This is a genomic window from Pseudomonas entomophila (assembly GCF_018417595.1).
In the GTDB taxonomy this organism is placed as follows: Bacteria; Pseudomonadota; Gammaproteobacteria; order Pseudomonadales; family Pseudomonadaceae; genus Aquipseudomonas; species Aquipseudomonas entomophila_C.
Genome location: NZ_CP070982.1, coordinates 3,452,874 through 3,471,917, shown reverse-complemented (window position 1 = coordinate 3,471,917; position 19,044 = coordinate 3,452,874). Strand labels below are relative to the sequence as shown.

Annotated in this window: 16 protein-coding genes; 7 read left to right on the top strand and 9 right to left on the bottom strand. The window is 64.8% G+C overall.

Annotated features, from left to right (window positions below; genetic code table 11):
- Positions 1–11 precede the first annotated feature (11 nt).
- The 7 genes from hbdH to JYG34_RS15105 all read right to left on the bottom strand — a co-directional run bounded on the left by hbdH (position 12) and on the right by JYG34_RS15105 (position 8,316).
- Complete coding sequence (gene hbdH, locus JYG34_RS15135; protein WP_213657215.1) at positions 12–782, bottom strand: 3-hydroxybutyrate dehydrogenase; 771 nt, start codon at positions 780–782, stop codon at positions 12–14.
- A gap of 10 nt (positions 783–792) precedes the next feature.
- Positions 793–2,184 carry a GntP family permease gene (locus JYG34_RS15130; RefSeq protein ID WP_213657214.1) on the bottom strand — a complete coding sequence of 464 codons (1,392 nt, stop codon included), beginning with the start codon at positions 2,182–2,184 and terminating at the stop codon, positions 793–795.
- 332 nt (positions 2,185–2,516) lie between these two features.
- Positions 2,517–3,902 carry a sigma-54 interaction domain-containing protein gene (locus tag JYG34_RS15125; protein WP_213657213.1) on the bottom strand — a complete coding sequence of 462 codons (1,386 nt, stop codon included), beginning with the start codon at positions 3,900–3,902 and terminating at the stop codon, positions 2,517–2,519.
- A gap of 131 nt (positions 3,903–4,033) precedes the next feature.
- On the bottom strand, positions 4,034–5,050 hold the full coding sequence (locus JYG34_RS15120) for an ABC transporter permease (RefSeq protein ID WP_213657212.1): 1,017 nt from the start codon (positions 5,048–5,050) through the stop codon (positions 4,034–4,036).
- Entirely contained in the window at positions 5,050–6,108 is a 1,059-nt protein-coding gene (locus JYG34_RS15115; protein ID WP_213657211.1) for a microcin C ABC transporter permease YejB, read from the bottom strand. Before JYG34_RS15115 ends, JYG34_RS15120 begins: the two co-directional genes overlap by 1 nt.
- The gene (locus JYG34_RS15110) at positions 6,105–8,021 is read right to left on the bottom strand and encodes an extracellular solute-binding protein (protein WP_213657210.1); all 1,917 of its coding nucleotides are present in this window, start codon (positions 8,019–8,021) and stop codon (positions 6,105–6,107) included. Before JYG34_RS15110 ends, JYG34_RS15115 begins: the two co-directional genes overlap by 4 nt.
- 13 nt (positions 8,022–8,034) lie before the next feature.
- The gene (locus JYG34_RS15105) at positions 8,035–8,316 is read right to left on the bottom strand and encodes a peptidylprolyl isomerase (protein ID WP_027594867.1); all 282 of its coding nucleotides are present in this window, start codon (positions 8,314–8,316) and stop codon (positions 8,035–8,037) included.
- A 155-nt stretch (positions 8,317–8,471) separates the two neighbouring features.
- Here JYG34_RS15105 and JYG34_RS15100 point away from each other — a divergent pair, with 155 nt between their 5' ends.
- Positions 8,472–10,697, top strand: coding sequence for an Ig-like domain-containing protein (locus JYG34_RS15100; RefSeq protein WP_213657209.1), 2,226 nt, complete (start codon positions 8,472–8,474; stop codon positions 10,695–10,697).
- Positions 10,698–10,774: 77 nt separating this feature from the next.
- Here JYG34_RS15100 and JYG34_RS15095 read toward each other — a convergent pair whose 3' ends face one another.
- Positions 10,775–11,836, bottom strand: a complete 1,062-nt coding sequence (locus JYG34_RS15095) for a 3-deoxy-7-phosphoheptulonate synthase (protein ID WP_213657208.1) — start codon at positions 11,834–11,836, stop codon at positions 10,775–10,777.
- Positions 11,837–11,886: 50 nt separating this feature from the next.
- A complete protein-coding gene (locus JYG34_RS15090) occupies positions 11,887–12,036 on the bottom strand; it encodes a hypothetical protein (RefSeq protein ID WP_213657207.1) in 150 nt (49 codons plus the stop codon).
- A 519-nt stretch (positions 12,037–12,555) separates the two neighbouring features.
- Here JYG34_RS15090 and benA point away from each other — a divergent pair.
- The 6 genes from benA to JYG34_RS15060 all read left to right on the top strand — a co-directional run bounded on the left by benA (position 12,556) and on the right by JYG34_RS15060 (position 18,985).
- Positions 12,556–13,914, top strand: a complete 1,359-nt coding sequence (gene benA / locus JYG34_RS15085) for a benzoate 1,2-dioxygenase large subunit (protein ID WP_213657206.1) — start codon at positions 12,556–12,558, stop codon at positions 13,912–13,914.
- The gene (benB, locus tag JYG34_RS15080; protein WP_213657205.1) at positions 13,911–14,396 is read left to right on the top strand and encodes a benzoate 1,2-dioxygenase small subunit; all 486 of its coding nucleotides are present in this window, start codon (positions 13,911–13,913) and stop codon (positions 14,394–14,396) included. The genes benA and benB overlap by 4 nt, the downstream gene beginning before the upstream one ends.
- Before the next feature lie 66 nt (positions 14,397–14,462).
- Positions 14,463–15,473 (top strand): benzoate 1,2-dioxygenase electron transfer component BenC, encoded by a 1,011-nt coding sequence (benC, locus tag JYG34_RS15075; RefSeq protein WP_213657204.1) that lies wholly within the window; start codon positions 14,463–14,465, stop codon positions 15,471–15,473.
- 217 nt (positions 15,474–15,690) lie between these two features.
- A complete protein-coding gene (locus tag JYG34_RS15070; RefSeq protein ID WP_213657203.1) occupies positions 15,691–16,452 on the top strand; it encodes a 1,6-dihydroxycyclohexa-2,4-diene-1-carboxylate dehydrogenase in 762 nt (253 codons plus the stop codon).
- A 56-nt stretch (positions 16,453–16,508) separates the two neighbouring features.
- Positions 16,509–17,831 (top strand): MFS transporter, encoded by a 1,323-nt coding sequence (locus JYG34_RS15065; protein ID WP_213657202.1) that lies wholly within the window; start codon positions 16,509–16,511, stop codon positions 17,829–17,831.
- Between the two features lie 29 nt (positions 17,832–17,860).
- Entirely contained in the window at positions 17,861–18,985 is a 1,125-nt protein-coding gene (locus JYG34_RS15060; protein WP_213657201.1) for a muconate cycloisomerase family protein, read from the top strand.
- Positions 18,986–19,044 lie beyond the last annotated feature (59 nt).

Below are 19,044 nucleotides of genomic sequence, written 5' to 3'. Positions count from 1 at the left end.
ATGGCCCACCCTCACTGGGCGAGCCAGCCACCGTCGACGTTCCAGGCGGCGCCGCGGACCTGGCTGCCGGCCTCGCTGCACAGGAACAATACCAGTTCACCGAGGTGGCGGGGTGTCACGAAGGCCAGGGAGGGCTGCTTCTCGGCCAGCAGATCGTGTTGCGCCTGCAGCGGGTCGCCGCCGCTGGCGGCACGATCGTCGATCTGCTTCTGCACCAGCGGCGTCAGCACCCAGCCTGGGCAGATGGCGTTGCAGGTGACGTTGCTGGTGGCTGTCTCCAGCCCGATGACTTTGGTCAGGCCGACCACGCCATGCTTGGCGGCCACATAGGCGGCCTTGCCGGTCGACCCCACCAACCCATGCACCGAGGCGATGTTGACGATACGTCCCCAACCCCGTGCGCGCATGCCCGGCAGCGCCAGGCGGCTGCCATGGAACACCGCCGACAGGTTGAGGGCGATGATCTTGTCCCAGGCCTCGACCGGGAACTGCTCGACCGGCGCCACGTGCTGGATGCCGGCATTGTTGACCAGGATGTCCAGCGCGCCGAACTCGCGCTCGGCCAGGGCGAACAGCTGCTCGATCTGCGCCACGTCGGACAGGTCGGCGGGGTGATGGGCGACTTTCACGCCGTGGCGGGCGATCTCGGTGATGGCCGGTGCCGGGTCACCAAAACCATTGAGCAGGATGTTCGCGCCGGCCTCGGCCAGTACCTGGGCGATGCCCAGCCCGATGCCGCTGGTGGAACCGGTGACCAGTGCGGTCTTGCCTTTGAGCGTCATGCCGTTCTCCTTAAACGATGCCGGTGGCGTAGAACGTGGCGATGACCACGAACACAGCCAGGGTCTTGATCAGGGTAATACCGAAAATATCCTTGTACGCCTCGCGGTGAGTGAGTCCCGTCACTGCCAGGAGGGTGATCACCGCGCCATTGTGCGGCAGGGTGTCCATGCCGCCGCTGGCCATGGCCGCGACCCGGTGCAACACCTCGAGGGGAATGTGCGCGGCGTTGGCGGCGGCGATGAAGCTGTCGCTCATGGCGGCAAGGGCGATGCTCATGCCGCCGGAGGCCGAGCCGGTGATGCCGGCCAGCAGGGTCACGGTGATGGCTTCATTGACCAGTGGGTTGGGGATGCCGCGCAGGGCGTCAGCCAGTACCAGGAAGCCTGGCAGCGAAGCAATCACGGCGCCGAAACCGTATTCCGAGGCGGTATTCATCGCGGCCAGCAGTGCACCGCCCACCGCGCTCTTGGTGCCTTCGGCCAGGCGCTGGCGAATGCTGCCGAAGGCGCACACGAGCACCATCAGGATGCCCACCAGCAGCGCCGCCTGCACCGCCCAGATCGCCGTGAGCTTGGCCACGTCGCTGTGCACCGACGTAGCCATGCCTGGCAGTTGCAGGGTATGGCTGGCGCCGTACCACTGCGGGATCCAGTGGGTGAACAACAGGTTCATCACCCCCACCAGGATCAGCGGCGCCAAGGCCAGCCACGGGTTGGGCAGGGCGATATCGTCGGCGGTTTCCGGCTCGTTGCGCAGGTCGCTGCCATAACCTTCACCGCGGCGCTGGGCCTTGTTGCGCTGGCGCTGCAGGTAGAGCATGCCGGTGCAGAACACGAACAGTGTGCCGATCAGCCCCAGCCAGGGCGCGGCCCAGGCGGTGGTGTTGAAGAAGGTGCTGGGGATGATGTTCTGGATCTGCGGGGTGCCGGGCAGGGCGTCCATGGTGAAAGAGAACGCGCCCAGGGCGATGGTCGCCGGGATCAGCCGCTTGGGGATGTCGCTCTGGCGGAACATCTCGGCGGCGAACGGGTACACCGCGAACACCACCACGAACAGCGACACGCCACCGTAGGTGAGCAGGGCGCAGACCAGCACGATCACCAGCATGGCCTGGCGGGTGCCGAGCAGGCGGATGGCGGCGGCGACGATCGAGCGCGAGAAGCCGGACAGTTCGATCAGCTTGCCGAACACGGCGCCGAGCAGGAACACCGGGAAGTACAGCTTGATGAAACCGACCATCTTCTCCATGAACACCCCGGTGAACGCGGGGGCTACGGCCGCCGGGTCGGTGAGCAGGACGGCGCCGAGGGCGGCGATGGGGGCGAACAGGATGACGCTGTAGCCACGGTAGGCGGCGAGCATCAGCAGGGCGAGGGCAGCCAGGGCGATGAGCACGGTCATCGAGGGTCTCCAGGGTATTGTTTTTATGGTTGCCGGGGAGATAGCTGGAATCGTGCCAGTTTTTAAGTTATTGATTTTATTAGTTAATATAAAAATCTAAGCGCATTTTGTCTCGAACTTGAGACTCTTTGGCCGGGCAACCGCCTTGCTGCGCGTTCAAGGTCGAGCGCCGCCCGTGCGGCGCATCGCGGATAAATCCGCTCCTACGTTTGTTGCAACGTGCCGCGCCTGTAGGAGCGGATTTATCCGCGATGCGGCGTATGGCCGGCACTCGGTTTCAACGGCGCTACAGCTTTCTGGGCAACCATCTCAAAATAGAAACAAAAATCTCATTACTGAGACTGAATCCCCAGCGCCACCATCTTCTTGTACAACGTCGACCGCCCCAACCCCAACGTTTGCGCGGCCTCCGGCACATTTCCCGCATGCCGCGCCAAGGCATCCACGATCAACCCACGCTCGAACCGTGCACACGCCTCACGATAGTCCAGCTGGTTGGCCTCGACCGCCACCGGGGTCAACGGCCCCAGGGCATTCTTCAGCTCCTGCCCCCCCAGGCGCGGCTGGTCCGCCAGCAACGTCGCCCGTTCCAGCACATTGCGCAGTTCGCGGATATTCCCCGGCCAGGCATGCCGCCCCAGCAGCGCCTGGGCCTCGGCGTCCAGTTCGTACTGGCTGCCCAGCTCGGCGAGGATCGCCTCGCACAGCGCCGGCAGGTCCTCCAGCCGTTCACGCAGCGGCGGCACCTCGATCGGCAGCACATTCAACCGGTAATACAGGTCGGCCCTGAACGCCCCGCGGGCCATGGCCGCCTGCAGGTCGATGGAGGTGGCGGCGATGATGCGCACATCGCTGCGCAGCATCTGGTTGGAGCCCACCGGTTCGTATTCCTTCTCCTGCAGCACCCGCAGCAGCTTGCTCTGCAATGCCAGGGGCATGTCGCCGATCTCGTCGAGGAACAGTGTGCCGCCTTCGGCCAGCTGCAGCTTGCCGCTGCGGCCCTTGCGCTCGGCGCCGGTGAAGGCGCCGGGGGCGGTGCCGAAGAACTCGGCTTCGAGCAGGGTCTCGGGGATCGCCGCGCTGTTGATGCTGACGAAGGCCTTGTGCGCCCGGGGCGAGGCGGCGTGGATGGCATGGGCCAGCAGCTCCTTGCCGGTGCCGGTCTCGCCGAGCAGCAGCACCGGCGAGTCGCTGCTCGCGCCTCGGCGCGCGCGGCGCTTGGCCTCGAGGCACGCGGCGCTGGTGCCGACGAACTGGGCGAAGCTGTAGCGGGCCTGGCGGGCGCGCAGTTGCGAGCGGGTCGAGGCCAGCTCCTGCTGCATGCTCGAATAGCGCTTGAGCAACGGTGACAGGCTGCGCAATTCGTCGAACAGGGCGAAGCCGATGGCACCGATCAACTTGTCCTGATCGTCGTGGATGGGCAGGCGCATCACCACCAGGGGTTCGTTGGGGGTATCGAGCATGTCCAGCAGGATGGGCTTGCCATTGCATACCACTTCACGCATCAGGCTGCCGGGGATCACCGCCTCGCAGGGCTGGCCGATGGCGCTGGCGGCGTCGGGCAGGCCGAAGCGCCGGGCGTAGCGCTCGTTCATCCAGACGATGTGTGCCTGGCGATCGACGATCACCGTGCCCTCGCTGGACTGCTCGATGATCTCGAACAGTGAGCGGATCGCCAGTTGGCGGACCTGCGGGTAGTCCTTGAGGTTGTCGTGCATGGTAGCGAAGCTCAATAGAAAAGTACGTGTAGGAGCGGCTTCAGCCGCGAACACCGGCGCAGCCGGTGCCATCCATCGCGTCGCCCGGTTCGCCGGCAAGGCCGGCTCCTGCAGGGTGGACGCTGACGCGGCTACCTTCGTGGATCGAACGCCTCGCGCAACGCATCGCCGATAAATACCAGCAACGACAGGATCAACGCCAGGGCAAAGAACGCGGTAAAGCCCAGCCACGGCGCTTCCAGGTGCTGCTTGCCCTGGGTCACCAGCTCGCCCAGCGAGGCGCTGCCGGCCGGCATGCCGAAACCGAGGAAGTCCAGCGCGGTGAGGGTGGTGATCGCCCCGGTGAGCATGAAGGGGATGTAGGTCAACGTCGCGTTCATGGCGTTGGGCAGGATATGCCGCAGCATCACCTGGGTGTCCGGCAAGCCCAGCGCTCGCGCGGCCTTCACGTATTCAAGGTTGCGCCCGCGGAGGAACTCGGCGCGCACCACATCGACCAGGGCGAGCCACGAGAACAGCGCCATGATCCCCAGCAGCCACCAGAAATCCGGCTCGACGAAGCCGGACAGGATGATCAGCAGGTACAGCACCGGCAACCCCGACCACACCTCCAGCAAACGTTGCCCGAGCAGGTCGACCCAGCCGCCGTGGTAACCCTGCAGGGCGCCGGCGGTCACGCCGATCAGCACGCTGAGCACGGTCAGGGCGAAGGCGAACAGCAGCGATACGCGGGTGCCGTACAGCACCCGGGCCAGCACATCGCGGCCCTGGTCGTCGGTGCCCAGCCAGTTGCTCGCGCTGGGTGGGCTCGGGGTGGGTACCTGAAGGTCATAGTTGGGGGTGTCGGCGCTGAACGGGATCGGCGCGAACAGCATCCAGCCGCCCTGGCCCTCGATCAGCTGGCGCACGTACTGGCTGCGGTAGTCGGGCTGGAATGGCAGCTGGCCGCCGAACTGCTGCTCGGTGTAGCGCTTGAGCGCGGGGGTGTACAGCTCGCCCTGGTACGCAAGCAGCAGCGGCTTGTCGTTGGCCACCAGTTCGGCGCCCAGACTCAGCAGCAGAAGGCCAGCGAACAGCCACAGCGAGATCCAGCCCCGGCGATTAGCGCGAAAGCGCCGCAGGCGGCGCAGGGACACGGGGGAGAGCATCAGTGCGCCCTCGCGTCGAAGTCGATGCGCGGGTCGAGCGCGGTGTAGCAAAGGTCGCCGACCAGGCGGATCAGCAACCCGGCCAGGGTGAAGATGAACAGCGTGCCGAACACCACCGGGTAGTCCCGCGACACCGCCGCCTCGTAGCTCATGCGCCCTAGCCCGTCGAGGGAGAAGATCACTTCGATCAGCAGGGAGCCGGCGAAGAACACCGTGATCAGCGCCTGGGGCAGGCCGGCCACCACCAGCAGCATGGCGTTGCGCAGCACATGGCCGTACAGCACCCGGCGTTCGCTCAGGCCCTTGGCCCGGGCGGTGACCACGTACTGGCGGGAGATCTCGTCGAGGAAGGCGTTCTTGGTCAGCAGGGTCAGCGTGGCGAAGCCGCCGATCACCAGGGCGCCCACCGGCAGCACCAGGTGCCAGAAATAGTCGGCGAGCTTGCCCAGCAGGCTGAGCTGGTCGAAGTCGTCCGATACCAGCCCGCGCACCGGGAACCAGTCCAGCGAGGTGCCGCCGGCGAACAGCACGATCAGCAGCAGGGCGAACAGGAACGAGGGCAGGGCGTAGCCGATCACGATCAGCGCGCTGCTCCAGGCGTCGAAGCGGCTGCCATGGCGCACCGCCTTGCGGATGCCCAGCGGGATCGACACCAGGTAGGTGATCAACGTCGCCCAGAAGCCCAGCGACAAGGTCACCGGCAGTTTCTCGACGATCAGGTCGGTGACTTTGGCGCCGCGAAAGAAACTCTGGCCGAAGTCCAGCCGTGCATATTGGCCGAGCATCAGCCACAAGCGTTCGGGGGCTGACTTGTCGAAGCCGTACTGGCGCTTGATCTCTTCGATCAGTTTCGGGTCCAGGCCGCGGGTGGCGCGGGACTCGCTGTGCACGGCCTCGACCCGGGCGCCCGGCGCACCGCCGCCGAGCCCTTGCAGGCGCGCCACCGCCTGCTCCACCGGGCCGCCGGGGGCGGCCTGGACGATGGCGAAATTGACCAGCAGGATCGCCAGCAGCGTGGGGATGATCAGCAGCAGGCGGCGCAGGATATAGGCGGTCATGGTGAAGTGTTCCGCAGCGCGTCCATCTGTTGGTTGGTCAGCGCCGTGGGGCTGACCTCCCACCAGGTGTCGAGGCCTTCGTCATAGGTGGCCGGCACCTTGGGCAGGCCGAAGCGGTTCCACCACACGGTGGAGCTGCCGGGTGGGTAGTAGTTGGGGATCCAGTAGTAGTTCCATTGCAGCACCCGGTCCAGGGCATGGGCGTGGCGCAGCATGTCGGCCTGGGTGCTGGCGCGCACCAGCCCGTCGATCAGGTGGTCCACGGCCGGGTCCTTGAGCACCATCTGGTTGTTCGAGCCCGGGTCGTTGGCCGCCGCCGAACCGAAGTAGTTGTACAGCTCGCTACCCGGCGACAGGGTCACGGGGTAGCCGGTGACGATCATGTCGTAGTCGCGGGCCATCAGGCGGTTGACGTACTGCGCCGAGTCGACGTTGCGGATGTTCAGCTCGATGCCGATCTGCGCCAGGTTGCGTTTCCACGGCAGCAGCAGGCGCTCCATGCCCGACTGGCCGTTGAGGAAGGTGAAACTCAGCGGTTCACCCTGGGCGTTCACCAGGCGGTCGCCCTCCGGGTGCCAGCCTGCGGCCTGGAGCAGGGCAAGGGCTTGCAGCTGTTGCGGGCGGATGATGCCCGAACCGTCGGTAACCGGTGCCGTGAACACCTTGTCGAATACTTCGTCCGGCACTTGGCCGCGCAACGGCTCGAGCAGCTTGAGCTCGTCCGCGTCGGGCCGCGCGCGCGCCGCCAGCGGGGTGTTGGAGAACAGGCTCTGTTGGCGGATGTACACATTGCGCATCATCTGCCGGTTGCTCCATTCGAAGTCCCAGAGCAGGGCCAGGGCCTGGCGCACGCGGCGGTCCTTGAACTGTGGCTTGTCCAGGTTGAACACGAAGCCCTGGGCGACCTGGGGCTTGGCCGGGCCGAGCTGGGCGCGCTGCAGGCGCCCGTCGTCCAGCGCCGCGCCGTTGTAGCCCAAGGTGTAGGCGGTGGCGGAGAACTCGCGGTTGTAATCGTAGCCGCCGCCCTTGAGCACCTGCCGCGCCACCTCGGTGTCGCCGAAGTACTCGATGCGCAGGTGCTCGAAGTTGTACAGGCCACGGGTGGCCGGCAGGTCCCTGGCCCACCAGTTCGGGTCGCGGGCGAAGGTAATGCTGCGGCCGTTGTCGATGTGCTCGATACGGTACGGGCCGCTGCCCACAGGCTTGTCGAAGCCCGCGCCGTTGGTGAAGTCGCGCTGCTGCCAGTCGTGTTCGGGCAATACCGGCAGGCTGGCGAGGTCCAGCGGCAGGGTGCGGCCGTGGGGCTGCTTGAAGTCGAAACGCACGCGCAACGGGCCTTCGACCGTTACCCCGGCCACGTCGGCGAACTGGGTGCGGTACTTGAGGCTGCCCTTGCTCATCAGCAACTCGAAGGTGAAGCGCACGTCCTCGGCGCGCACCGGCTTGCCATCGGCGAAGGTGGCGCGCGGGTCGATGTCGAAGCGCAGCCAGGCATCCTCCGGGCCACGCTCCATGCGCCGGGCGATCAGGCCGTAGACGGTGTAGGGCTCGTCGAGCGAGCGCAGCGCCAGGGGCGCGTACAGCCAGCCATCGACCTGGCTGACGCCGATGCCTTTGTCGATGTAGGGCAGGATATGGTCGAACTGGCCGATCTCGAGGGCCGAGCGGCGCAGGCTGCCGCCCTTGGGGGCGGAGGGATTGACGTAGGCGAAGTGCTGGAAGCGTTCGGGGTAGCGGGGCGCTTCGCCGTAGACGGTGAGGGCGTGGGTCGGGTCGGCGTTGGCCATGCACGACCAAATCAGGCCACAGAGCCCCTGTAGGAGCGGATTCATCCGCGATGGCGCTCTCCCAGGCAACAACATTGCCTGCCCTGGCGCTATCGCGGATGAATCCGCTCCTACAAGGCCGGTCATCGTCTGCGATGACTTAGTCCTGACGGCTGGTCACTTCCAGCAGGTGGTAGCCGAACTGGGTCTTCACCGGACCCTGGACGACGTTCAACGGCGCGCTGAACACTACGGTGTCGAACTCACGGACCATCTGGCCCGGGCCGAACGAACCCAGGTCGCCGCCCTGGCGGCTGGACGGGCAGGTGGAATTGGCCTTGGCGACTTCGGCGAAGTCGGCACCGGCTTCGATTTGGGCCTTGAGTTCGTTGCACTTATCTTCGCTGCTGACGAGGATGTGACGGGCAGTGGCGCGGGCCATGGGGTAACTCCTTGAGTAAAAAGGCACAGGGTAGCCCAAAAGCGATGTCTTGGCAGCGTGCTGGAGCCCTCGACCTGTTATTTCTACCAGTTGTGCCGTCAAGGGGCGTGCAGTGCAATGGGCCGAGGAGTCACCCCCCCCCCGGCATATTGGAGATGATCGAGATGAGCAGGTTCAAGGACTTGGTCGAAGAAACAGGAACCGCCGCGCCAGCAGCGGACCCAGTGCCGAGGCAAGGCACGGAAGGGCCGCAGGATGGCTTGGGTTTGATGGTGATCAGCGATGAGCTCAACGAACGTGACAAGTTCAGGCGCATGGTATGGCCTAACAGCATCAGCCTCAATGATGCGGGGGTATGGCCCGCGCAGCCCCTGCCACTGATCGAGCTTCCGAAGGATGAAAACGCCATCATCGGTATCAATCGGAGCATGGTTTTTAACAACGAAGGAGGCTTGCCGATCCTCCTGCAGCGCCCTGGGAACTTTCAGCTGGGCGAGGCTCATCACTTTTGCCACCCCGAGGGTGCGAACCCAGAGACAGGCAAGTCAATACACCCAATCACTGAACTAGACCCAACTGAGGACATCCTTAAATGGGTGCTCGAAAATGAAATGCCACCGGTAACTGCGCCGGAGGGGGTGGAGCTAGTCTGGTACACGAGGTTCATCAGGCAGCCTAGCGGTAACCCGGAGACTTCCCCGGCGATCAAGGTGCTCTACAAGACCTCGATTCCGGGTGGCGACAAGAAACTACCTGCGCTCACGGTGGCGCTGCCGAGGCGGCTGAACAACGAGGATGAGGTCAGCTTCACCATTGCCACTTACGACAACAGACGCAAAAACGACAAGATAACCCTCGCAATCGAAAATTTGCACTTCACCTTCACCGTGACCAGTAGCGGCAACGAAGACCTGCGCTTTACCTTGACGGGCCTGCAGTTGGCTAGCCTGCGCGGGCGTAAAAAATGGACGGTGCAATGGACCGTACAGGATGTGGTCGAGAACAAGGCCGGGTGGTCTGATACGACCGAGGTCCATCCGGAGTACGCTGCGGTGTTCCCGGAATTGTGGGTGTATAACGGTGTGGTCAACGACGCTAGTCGCATTCGCACCGCAATTGGCGTGGGCGCTGTGCATCCGAGTGGGCTCATCCTTAGGCTGCGTGCCAACGATCTCGACTTCGATACCAACGATGTGGTCAGGATCGGTTACGTCATCATGCGGGCCGACGGGAGTGAGCTAACGTATGCCAGGATTGACGAGGTGACCATCAGGGACACGGAAATCAACTACCACGTGCCGTTCGCTAGCGCGGCGCAGGTGCTCAAAGACCATATTGGCGACCGCGTCCGGTTCTTCTACAACGTGTTCCGCGATAACACTGCATTCGGCACCTCGAGGCGGCTGTTCTTGGATATCAGCACAGCCAGCGCCTTGGACTTGCTCAGACCCACTTCTGCCGATGTGTTGGGCGACCTGCTTTACCTGAACCCGCAGAGCACCGAGGTGAGCTTCACCGTGCCGTTCGTGGCAGGGCTGGAGAACGCGCACGTGGAACTTTGGATGAACAATGGAGACAAGGACTCTGAGCCGTTCCCAGGGCAATTTACCGGTCCGGGAAACATCGAAATCAAGTTGCCGCAAGCACAGTTCGAAGGACACGAGTGGCGCAAGGTTGGTGTGCGCTATCGCGTGCGAATCGATGGTCAGGACCGGGGGAGTTCCGGTTCGCTTGAGTTCACCGTGATGCCAATCCTGGGCATTGATACCAGCGACATGATACTGAGCGGGCTGTCGGTGAAACGACCCGGCAGGCGCACAACCGGCGAGCACTCGCTGGGCAATACCGGCACCCGCCGGGCGCGGGGAGGACAGGGCAACTATCGCTACACGTCGGACAATCCCAGTGCAGCGAAGGTAACGGCGGATGGCCTGGTGGTGGGCGAAGGCAATGGCTCCGCGAACATCACCGTGGAGGATGCCGCAGGAGCGAAAGTTACCTACAAGGTGGTGGTCAGCAACATATGGCAGGTGGAGCAATTGCCTGGCGTGTTCAACATCTACCAATACAGGAATTGGCTTTACAACAATCATGGCAACAATGCCCGCACCGTTATGACGGTAGACCACTGGCACGATCTTCGGCGCGTCTATATCGACCCGTTCGACACTAACCTGCCGTGGGTAGGGTGGCAGGAGGTGCGCGGTTTTATCAGTTGGCATTGGTGGCAGCAGTCCTTTGCTTACCCGAACCAGTTGCCGTTTAACTTCAACTGGACTCAGTATTGGACGAACATGAACCTTGAAAATGAAAAAGGTCATGCGCTGTTCAATCGCACCGCCCCGGTGATGGTCGTTGCACCTTTGAACGCCGCTCCCTGACGCACCCTGATGTCAACACCCGTGAGCGGCGCGCACGGCTTCGAGCCATGCGCGCCGCTCACATCGAGGCGCAGGCGTCAACGCCGTTGCGCTGCCCCTCGCAACAACGCGGCGGTGGTCTCCCAACCCAGGCACCCATCGGTAATCGACACCCCGTATTGCAGCGCGCCCTTGCCCAACGCCTGGCAGCCCTCGAACAGGTGCCCCTCGATCATCATCCCGACGATCGAACGGTCACCGGCCAAACGTTGTTGCAACACTTGCTCGAACACTGCCGGCTGGCGTGCTGGGTCCTTGCCACTGTTGGCATGGCTGCAATCGACCATGATCCGCGCCTGCAACCCGGCCTTGGCCAGCCCCTGGCGTGCCTGGGCGATGCTGGTGGCGTCGTAGTTCGGGCCCTTGTGGCCGCCGCGCAGCACCAAATGGGTGTCCGGGTTGCCGAGGGTCTCGATGATCGCCGGATGGCCCTGCGCGTCCATACCGAAATGCCGGTGCGGGTGCGCGGCGCTGCGCATGGCGTCGCAGGCGATGCCGATGCCGCCGTCGGTGCCGTTCTTGAAGCCCACGGGCAGTTCCAGGCCACTGACCATCTCGCGGTGGATCTGAGACTCGGTGGTGCGCGCGCCGATGGCGGCCCAGCCCAGCAGGTCGTCGAAGTAGCCGGCGGCCATCGGTTGCAGCAGCTCGGTGGCGATCGGCAGGCCGCGTTCGAGCATGCTCAGCATCAGGCCGCGGGACAGGGCGATGCCGGCGTGCATGTCGTCGCTGCCGTCCAGGTGCGGGTCGTAGGCCAGGCCTTTCCAGCCCACGGTGGTGCGGGGCTTCTCGACGTAGGCGCGCATCACCAGCAGCAGTTTGTCGTCGACTTCGCGGCTGAGGGCGGCCAGGCGGTCGGCGTATTCCAGGGCCGAGCGTGGGTCGTGGATCGAGCACGGGCCGACGACCACCAGCAGGCGCTCGTCGCGGCCTTCGAGGATGGCGCGGATCGCTTGGCGGTGAGCCTGGACTTGCTGGGCGAGTTCGGTGGACAGCGGCATCTGCTGCTTGAGCAGGTGCGGGCTGGGCAAGCGTTGGCTGACGGTGGTGTTGGCCGCTTGCGGTTGAGTCAGGGGCAGGGCGAGGTTGGTGGCTTGCATGGCGTGTATTTCCCTGGGCGGACGGCGGGTTCTGGCCCGCGTGGTCGGCCCTATCGAGGTGTTCGACTGATCGTCAAATGGGGTTGTTGTGCGGCAATGCCACCGGAAATCGACCGAACGGAGGCGGCAGGCTGGCCCGAACGGGATTGGCTAAATCGCCAGGTGTAGGTGTTGGCGTAGCAGTAGGTGATGTAGTTCATGAATCGTTCCTCAGTCTGAATCGGTGTTTTTCGTTGGCCTGGAAAAGCAAAACCCCCGGTCGGGGAGCCGACCGGGGGTTTGAGTATTCTCATGTTCGGCGGCCCCTCGAAGGTGGGCGCCGGTTGAGTATCAGCGGCGCCTAGTGGCTAAACCAATACCCAAAATAAAAGCTGGCAACGGCGTTACGACCGGCAACGGCCAGCACGGGGCGCGCGGTGCGACCGGTGTGGTTTGTCTGGTTGCGGGTTTGTTTCGACATGTTGCTCTCCAGTGAATGTGCCCGAGCTTACTGCACCTTGGCCCTGGCGTTCAATGGGTAATTGCTATCGCGGTGATTGCCTCAAGCATCGTGTCGCCTGGTTCGCGGGTAAACCCGCTCCCACAGGGGCGAGGCGACACAGATTGCCGTGGTCCATGCGTGCACAAAATGGATAGCACTCTGCAGGAACCGGATATCGGCGCTTCACCCACGGACCTAACCTGACCCGGCCTGAACAATAACAATGGAGGCCCTGGCCATGTCCCTGGGATTCGATTATCTCAACGCCTTGCTCGAGGATGACCGGGAGAAGGGCGTCTATCGCTGCAAGCGGGAGATGTTCACCGACCCGCGTCTGTTCGACCTGGAGATGAAGCACATCTTCGAGGGCAACTGGATCTACCTGGCCCATGAAAGCCAGATCCCCGAGAACAACGACTTCCTCACCCTGACCATGGGGCGCCAGCCGATCTTCATCGCGCGCAACAAGGACGGGGTGCTCAATGCCTTCCTCAACGCCTGCAGCCACCGCGGCGCGATGCTCTGCCGGCACAAGCGCGGCAACCGATCCAGCTACACCTGCCCGTTCCACGGCTGGACCTTCAACAACAGCGGCAAGCTGCTCAAGGTCAAGGACCCGAGCAACGCCGGCTATCCCGACAGCTTCAACTGCGATGGCTCCCACGACCTGACCAAGGTCGCCCGTTTCGAGTCGTACCGGGGCTTCCTGTTCGGCAGCCTCAACCCCGACGTCAAGCCCCTGGTCGAGCACCTGGGCGAGTCGGCGAAGATCATCGACATGATCGTCGACCAGTCCCCCGAAGGCCTGGAAGTGCTGCGCGGTGCCAGTTCCTACATCTACGAAGGCAACTGGAAACTCACCGCCGAGAACGGCGCCGACGGCTACCACGTCAGCTCCGTGCACTGGAACTACGCCGCCACCCAGAACCAGCGCAAGCAGCGCGAGGCGGGCGACGAGATCAAGACCATGAGCGCCGGCGGCTGGGCCAAGCAGGGCGGTGGCTTCTACTCTTTCGACCACGGCCATCTGCTGCTGTGGACCCGCTGGGCCAACCCCGAGGACCGCCCGGCCTACGAGCACCGCGAGCAACTGGCCGCCGACTTCGGCCAGGCCCGCGCCGACTGGATGATCGAGAACTCGCGCAACCTGTGCCTGTACCCGAACGTGTACCTGATGGACCAGTTCAGCTCGCAGATCCGCATCGCCCGGCCGATCTCGGTGAACAAGACCGAGATCACCATCTACTGCATCGCGCCCAAGGGCGAGAGCCACGAGGCCCGCGCCAGCCGTATCCGCCAGTACGAGGACTTCTTCAACGTCAGCGGCATGGCCACCCCGGACGACCTGGAGGAGTTCCGCTCGTGCCAGACCGGTTATGGTGGCGGCACCGGCTGGAACGACATGTCCCGCGGCGCCCAGCACTGGATCGAGGGCGCCGACGAGGCGGCCCGCGAGATCGAGCTCAAGCCGCTGTTGTCGGGTATGCGCACTGAAGACGAAGGGCTGTTCGTGCTGCAGCACAAGTACTGGCAGGACACCATGCTCAAGGCCCTGGAACAGGAACAGCGACTGATCCCCGTGGAGGCCGTGCAATGAGCCTGCATGACACCGTGCGCGACTTCCTCTACCGCGAGGCGCGCTACCTGGACGATGCCCAGTGGGACCAGTGGCTGGAACTGTATGCCAGTGACGCGACCTTCTGGATGCCCTCCTGGGATGACGACGACACCTTGACCGAAGACCCGCAGAGCGAGATCTCGCTGATCTGGTACGGCAACCGTGGCGGCCTCGAAGACCGGGTGTTCCGCATCAAGACCGAGCGCTCCAGCGCCACCGTGCCGGATACCCGCACCTCGCACAACCTCAGCAACATCGAGATCGTCGAGGTGGGCGAGGGCGCCTGCAAGGTGCGCTTCAACTGGCACACCCTGAGCTTTCGCTACAAGACCACCGACAGCTACTTCGGCACCAGCTTCTACACCCTCGACCTGCGCGGCGAGCAGCCGCTGATCAAAGCGAAGAAGGTGGTGCTGAAGAACGACTACGTGCGCCAGGTCATCGACATCTACCACATCTGATCCAAGGCCGAGCCTGTCGGCGTGCCCTGTGGCGCGCCGTGGGCAGGCTCGCCCGCGAGGTGCAACATGAGCTTCCAGATCGCACTGAATTTCGAAGACGGGATCACCCGCTTCATCGATGCCGACGGCCATGAGACCGTGGCCGACGCCGCCTACCGCCAAGGCATCAACATCCCGTTGGATTGCCGCGATGGCGCCTGTGGCACCTGCAAGTGCAAGGCTGAATCAGGCCGCTACGACCTGGGCGACAACTTCATCGAGGATGCCCTGAGCGAGGACGAGATCGCCGAGGGCTACGTGCTGACCTGCCAGATGCGCGCCGAGTCGGACTGCGTGGTGCGCATCCCGGCGTCGTCGCAGGTGTGCAAGACCGAACAGGCCAGTTTCGAGGCGGCCATCAGCGACGTGCGCCAGCTGTCGGCCAGCACCATTGCCCTGTCGATCAAGGGCGAGGCGCTGAGCCGCCTGGCGTTCCTGCCGGGCCAGTACGTCAACCTCAAGGTGCCGGGCAGCGAGCAGAGCCGCGCCTATTCGTTCAGCTCGCTGCAGAAGGATGGCGAGGTCAGCTTCCTGATCCGCAATGTGCCGGGTGGGCTGATGAGCAGCTTCCTCACGGGGCTGGCCAAGGCCGGCGACAGCATGACCCTGGCCGGCCCACTGGGCAGTTTCTACCTGCGCCCGATCCAGCGCCCGCTGTTGCTGCTGGCCGGCGGCACCGGCCTGGCGCCGTTCACCGCGATGCTGGAGAAGATCGCCGAGCAGGGCAGCGCGCACCCGTTGCACCTGATCTACGGCGTTACCAACGACTTCGACCTGGTCGAGCTGGACCGCCTGCAGGCCCTGGCCGCGCGGATCCCCAACTTCACCTTCAGCGCCTGCGTGGCCAACCCCGACAGCCAGTACCCGCAGAAGGGCTACGTGACCCAGCACATCGCGCCGGGCCACCTCAACGACGGTGACGTGGACGTGTACCTGTGCGGGCCGCCGCCGATGGTCGAGGCCGTCAGCCTGTACCTGCGCGAGCAGGGCATCAGCCCGGCCAACTTCTACTTCGAGAAGTTCGCCGCGGCGGCCTGAGGTTTTCACGGGGCTGCCCGCATCGTGCGGGTGAGGGTGGCCTCTTTTTCTCATGCAACAACGCCACTGTCCTGGGCTGACTGCACTGGCCCATTCGCCGGCAAAGCCGGCTCCTACAGGTACTGCGCTGATGCTGAGGCCGGCGCGGTCCCTGTAGGAGCGGATTCATCCGCGAAGAGGCCAGCAGCTCCAACTATGTGGCGATGGAGAACGACATATGCATCCAAGATTCCAAGGCAAGGTCGCCCTGGTCACCGGCGCCGCCCAGGGCATCGGCCGCGCCGTGTGCTGGCGGCTCAAGGCCGAAGGCGCGCAGGTGGTGGCGGTGGACCGCTCCGAGCTGGTCCATGAACTGGCGGGCGAAGGCGTGCTCACCCTCACCGCCGACCTTGAGCGCCACGGCGACTGCGCCCGGGTCATGGCCGACGCGGTGGACACCTTCGGCCGCCTCGACATCCTCATCAACAACGTCGGCGGCACCATCTGGGCCAAGCCCTTCGAACACTATGAGGTCGAGCAGATCGAAGCCGAAGTGCGCCGTTCGCTGTTCCCCACCCTGTGGTGCTGCCATGCCGCGCTGCCGTACATGCTCGAACGCGGCAGCGGCGCCATCGTCAACGTGTCATCCGTCGCCACCCGTGGCGTCAACCGGGTGCCCTACGGCGCGGCCAAGGGCGGCGTCAACGCGCTCACCGCGTGCCTGGCGTTCGAGACCGCCGGGCGCGGTATCCGGGTCAACGCCACCGCCCCCGGCGGCACCGAGGCGCCACCCCGGCGCATTCCCCGCAACGAAGCCCAACAGAGCGAACAGGAGCGGGCCTGGTACCAGCAGATCGTCGACCAGACCGTGGCCAGCAGCCTGATGAAACGCTACGGCAGCCTCGACGAACAGGTCGGCGCGATCCTCTTCCTGGCCTGCGACGAGGCCTCGTACATCACCGGCGTGACCCTGCCGGTGGGCGGCGGCGACCTCGGCTGAAGGCTGCCCCGGCAAGGTTTGCTCATCACACAACAAAAACAAATGAGACAGATGCCATGCGAACACTCGACGTCCACCCGATCATCGACAATGCCCGTTTCACCCCCTTCCACTGGATGGTCATGGCCTGGTGCGGCCTGCTGCTGATCTTCGACGGCTACGACCTGTTCATCTACGGCGTGGTGCTGCCGGTGATCATGAAGGAGTGGGGGCTGACGCCGTTGCAGGCCGGCGCCCTGGGCAGCTACGCGCTGTTCGGGATGATGTTCGGCGCCCTGGCGTTCGGCAGCCTGGCCGACCGTATCGGGCGCAAGAAGGGCATCGCCATCTGCTTCGCGCTGTTCTCCGGGGCGACCATCCTCAATGGCTTTGCCAGCAGCCCCAGCGAGTTCGGCATCTACCGCTTCTTCGCCGGGTTGGGCTGCGGCGGGTTGATGCCCAACGCCGTGGCGCTGATGAACGAGTACGCACCCAAGCGTCTGCGCAGCACCCTGGTGGCGATCATGTTCAGCGGCTATTCGCTGGGCGGCATGCTCTCGGCGGGCGTCGGCATTTTCCTGCTGCCGCGTTTCGGTTGGGAATCGATGTTCTTTGCCGCTGCCGTGCCATTGCTGTTGCTGCCGGTGATTCTCTATTACCTGCCTGAGTCCATCGGTTTCCTGGTGCGCCAGGGTCGCCAGCAAGAGGCGCGCACGCTGCTCAAACGCCTCGATCCGAACTGTGACGTGCAAGCCGCCGACCAGCTTCAGGCGCAGGACAGGAAAGCCCAGGGCACCACGGTGCTGGCGCTGTTCCGCGATGGCCTGGCGGTGCGCACCCTGGCCCTGTGGCTGGCGTTCTTCTGCTGCCTGCTGATGGTCTACGCGCTGAGCTCGTGGCTGCCCAAGCTGATGGCCAACGCCGGCTACAGCCTGGGCTCGAGCCTGTCGTTCCTGCTGGTGCTGAATTTCGGCGGCATGGCCGGGGCGATCTTCGGCGGCTGGCTGGGCGACCGCTACAACCTGGTCAAGGTCAAGGTGGCGTTCTTCCTCGCCGCCGCGCTGTCGATCAGCCTGCTGGGGGTGAACAGCCCGATGCCGGTGCTGTACCTGCTGATCTTCGTCGCCGGGGCCACCACCATCGGCACGCAGATCCTGCTGTATGCCGGCGCCGCTCAGTTGTACGGCCTGTCGGTGCGCTCCACCGGCCTCGGCTGGGCTTCCGGCATCGGCCGCAACGGCGCCATCGTCGGCCCGCTGCTCGGTGGTGCGCTGATGGGTATCAACCTGCCGTTGCAACTGAACTTCATCGCCTTCGCCATCCCCGGCGCGGTCGCCGCGCTGGCCATGGCCGTGCACCTGGCCAGTGGTCGACGCAACGCCCTGGCCGCGGCCGCCTGAACCGAACATTGACTGAACTGGAGCCTGGCATGACAAGCCCGACCATCGACCGGCTGGAGGCGATCATCGTCGACCTGCCGACCATCCGCCCGCACAAGCTGGCCATGCACACGATGCAGCAGCAGACCCTGGTGATCATCCGCCTGCGCTGCAGCGACGGCATCGAGGGTATCGGCGAGGCCACCACCATCGGTGGCCTGGCCTACGGCTACGAAAGCCCGGAAGGGATCAAGGCCAACATCGACGCCTACCTGGCGCCGGCGCTGGTCGGTTTGCCGGCAGGCAATATCAACGCCGCCATGCTCACGCTGGACAAGCTGGCCAAGGGCAACACTTTCGCCAAGTCCGGCATCGAGAGCGCGTTGCTCGATGCCCAGGGCAAGCGCCTGGGGCTGCCGGTCAGCGAGTTGCTGGGCGGGCGGGTGCGCGACAGCCTGGAGGTTGCCTGGACCTTGGCCAGTGGCGACACCGCGCGGGATATCGCCGAGGCCGAGCACATGCTCGAAGTGCGTCGCCACCGCGTGTTCAAGTTGAAGATCGGCGCCAACCCGTTGGAGCAGGACCTCAGGCATGTGCTGGCGATCAAGCGCGAACTCGCTGAGCGCGCCAGCGTGCGGGTGGACGTCAACCAGTACTGGGACGAGTCCCAGGCCATTCGCGCCTGCCAGGTGCTCGGCGACAACGGCATCGACCTGGTCGAGCAACCGATCTCGCGCATCAACCGCGCCGGCCAGGTTCGCCTGAACCAGCGCAGCCCGGCGCCGATCATGGCGGATGAGTCCATCGAAAGCGTCGAGGACGCTTTCAGCCTGGCCGCCATTGGTGCGGCAAGCATCTTCGCCCTGAAGATCGCCAAGAACGGCGGCCCCCGCGCCGTGCTGCGCACCGCGCAGATCGCCGAGGCCGCAGGCATCGCCCTGTACGGCGGGACCATGCTCGAAGGTTCGGTCGGCACGCTGGCTTCGGCGCATGCCTTCCTCACCCTGCGCCAGCTGACCTGGGGCACCGAGCTGTTCGGGCCGTTGCTGCTGACCGAGGAGATTGTCTGCGAGCCACCGCTGTATCGCGATTTCCAGCTGCATGTACCGACCACGCCCGGCCTGGGCCTGACCCTGGACGAGGCGCAACTGAAGCGCTTCGCCCGCAGTTGTTGAACCCTTGTAGGAGCGGCTTCAGCCGCGATGCGGACGACGCGGCGGATGGCACCGGCCAA